Source organism: Blautia sp. OM07-19, assembly GCF_003481595.1.
GTDB classification, from domain to species: Bacteria; Bacillota; Clostridia; order Lachnospirales; family Lachnospiraceae; genus Blautia_A; species Blautia_A intestinihominis.
In genome coordinates this window covers 1-1618 of record NZ_QULA01000083.1, presented here as the reverse complement: position 1 = coordinate 1618, position 1618 = coordinate 1, and the positions used below count along the sequence as shown (strand labels likewise).

Genomic DNA, 1618 nt, shown 5'->3' with positions numbered 1-1618 from the left:
GAAAAGCGGTTCCAACAATAGCAAAACCCTGCAAAAGCAGGGCTTTGTCTACAGTCTGACATTCTGCTCTTGCAAAATGGCTTTATCAGATATTCTATTTTGTTATATTCAGTATGGGCGTGACAGTATTCCAGTATCTTGTATTTACATTTTTATCAGGGATTTTGGGAATTGGTCTGGCTGGTACAGAATTTATGTGGCCAAAGGTTTCTATGAATCTGTTTGGAGTAAAATTTACATGGAGTTTGTTGGGGTATAATGTATTGCGTGATGCAACGGGAAATATACTGATCGGTGGTGGACTTGGCTATTTTATCAGTTATGAACTGGGGTCATTTCTTGCACAGTGTATCAATTTTCCACTGCAGAGAAATATTACTTTTAAAAGCCATGGAAATCCTGTGTATCAGGCAATCTGGTATTTTGTTGCATGGGTGGTAATTTCACTGATCTGTAATGGATTTAATAATCTGTGGATGCCAGTTGCATCTGCATATGTGGCACCGGCAGTCTATAACATGCTTGTGACAATTATTACAGGTGGAGTTTCCATGGTGATTTTTTTCTTTGTGTTTAAAATTATTTTCCCGGAGGGGAAGGCTGAATAGAAGAAAATAGCAAGTATGCCTGAAATCTAATAATAAAAGAGATGAGGAGTAGTAAGAAAATCAGACAAATATATTTTTCCAAGAATTTGTCGTAAAAATGTGGTCAAACCAAGAAAATCGAGTGCGAAAGAGAATGTTATGCCATGCACAGCTCGGGAAAGAATTCCCTCGCTGTAGGGCTGTCGCCCTATAAAATAGCAAAAAAAGACGCCTTTGTAAGTAAACTAGCAGGGCGTCTTTTTTCACCATTTTGCATGGCTCGTAGCGTTCACAAAATCTTCACAAAATAATTAGCACTCACCTCTTGATAATGGAAGTCGATTTTTGTCCTGTCTTGTGTATCCCGGAAGTGCCTGTTTTACAGGCTTTCCGGGGCATCAGTCATTTTGTCTGGTATTGTAAAGCAGTGTCAGATTTGTCGTAAATGTCGTAAATTTGTGGTCAAAAAATGATGAGAAATGGAGAGTGCTAATAAAATGAAATTAACGTATACAAATGTAAATGGATATCTGATCCCGAATCTCACCTATAAATCCGGTGAGCAGATGGAGCAACTTGGCAAGTATGGTTTTCTTCGCAGAGATTATCTGAAAAACCATCGAAATTCAACCTATCAGGTGATGCTTCTGCAGGATACGATTGGAGAGCATCTTCTGGAAGTGGACAAGGCAGCCAGGGAACGGGAAGAAGTGATTCTGAAACAGTTGGAAGAAAAAGAACTACTGCCGGATAAGGAGAAAGATCAGATGGCATGGGTAAGAGCTGCCAATCAGCACAGAGCGATTGCAGAAGAGATTATCCTGAAAGAATTGATTTATGTATAAGGATTGCCAGTAACTAATCTGGCAGGTAACTGATAAAAATAGAATATTGTGAGCGAAGTAAGACGTGAGTCATAAGATATGGCTTGCGTCTTTTTCTTTTGAACTGGAAAGGAGGATGGGAGCATGGCAGTGCGTCCAGCTAAGGGTGAAGCATTTAATGGGTGGAAATCCCATCCGGTAAGGTAT

Annotated in this window: 4 protein-coding genes; 3 read left to right on the top strand and 1 reads right to left on the bottom strand. The window is 39.7% G+C overall.

Going from position 1 to position 1618, the window contains the following annotated elements; translation table 11 throughout:
* The 3 genes from DXC01_RS21165 to DXC01_RS19905 all read left to right on the top strand — a co-directional run.
* On the top strand, positions 1-259 hold a 259-nt coding region (locus tag DXC01_RS21165; protein ID WP_330427728.1), incomplete at its 5' end, for a hypothetical protein.
* Between the two features lie 4 nt (positions 260-263).
* On the top strand, positions 264-608 hold the full coding sequence (locus DXC01_RS21160) for a hypothetical protein (protein WP_330427727.1): 345 nt from the start codon (positions 264-266) through the stop codon (positions 606-608).
* A 476-nt stretch (positions 609-1084) separates the two neighbouring features.
* Positions 1085-1432, top strand: coding sequence for a TnpV protein (locus DXC01_RS19905; RefSeq protein ID WP_118447473.1), 348 nt, complete (start codon positions 1085-1087; stop codon positions 1430-1432).
* On the opposite strand, the gene DXC01_RS20450 is transcribed toward DXC01_RS19905, so the two are convergent.
* Positions 1423-1618 (bottom strand): hypothetical protein (locus DXC01_RS20450; protein ID WP_207666862.1); only part of this gene is annotated, 196 nt, incomplete at its 5' end. The two genes, DXC01_RS19905 and DXC01_RS20450, sit on opposite strands and share 10 nt — an antisense overlap.

Excerpts from the sequence above, each read along its gene's own strand:
- DXC01_RS19905 (WP_118447473.1), top strand. The coding sequence starts at position 1,085 with ATGAAATTAACGTATACAAATGTAAATGGATATCTGATCCCGAATCTC.